The sequence below is a fragment of the Streptomyces niveiscabiei genome (genome assembly GCF_001419795.1).
Classification (GTDB): Bacteria; Actinomycetota; Actinomycetes; order Streptomycetales; family Streptomycetaceae; genus Streptomyces; species Streptomyces niveiscabiei.
In genome coordinates this window covers 1-688 of record NZ_LIRL01001420.1, presented here as the reverse complement: position 1 = coordinate 688, position 688 = coordinate 1, and the positions used below count along the sequence as shown (strand labels likewise).

The 688-nt window shown below is 77.5% G+C and carries 1 protein-coding gene; it reads right to left on the bottom strand.

Features of this window, described 5'->3' with window-relative positions:
* Window positions 1-198: 198 nt before the first annotated feature.
* Window positions 199-688: hypothetical protein (locus tag AOK24_RS44635; protein ID WP_055725502.1), on the bottom strand; the 490-nt coding region annotated here is incomplete at its 5' end.

Here is a 688-nt window from a genome sequence, read left to right as displayed (position 1 = left end):
CCGCGCCGGCGTCGCCGCTGCGGGCGGCCAGCGCCCAGGCGGTCGCGGCGGCGTCGGCGGACGTGCGGTCACCGCACGTCGCGGGCAGGGAAGAAGCGGTCACGTGATGTCCCTCTCGGGCCTCGAACGGGTGCGCCGGGCCGACCCGGCCACGGCGGTGCGCGGGGCGCGAAAGCCGCCCCGGTGGTTCCGGCCGCCTCAGCGGGCGGCGGCACCCGTGGGCGGTCCCCGGGAGGTGACGGAGGAACAGAGCAGGAGGCGGGCGGGCGCCGAGTGGTTGCCGGGGCGGCGCCGGGGCGCGGGCGGGTGGTGCAGGGCAGGGACCGCGAGCAGCATCCGCAGGGGTGCGGCGAGGCGTACGGCTACGGCCGACAGGACCCGGAAGACGGCACGTTCACCGTGGGCGAGCCACAGTCCGCACAGGACGGCGGCGAGGAGGTGGGCCGCGAGCATGCCGAGGGGGGCGGTGGCCATGCTGTGGGTGTGGACGGCGGGTTCGGCGCTGTGGGTCATGTGCGCGAGGTGCGTCATGTGCGCCGCGTGCGACATGGGGGCCATGGGCGTGCCGCACAGGCCGTCCATGCCGGCCGCCCCGCCCCCCGGCACGACCCTCGCCCCGGGCGCGAGGCTCTGCGCCTCGGCGAACGTCTCGTGGAGTACGACCTGTACGGCGACCACACCCCCGACG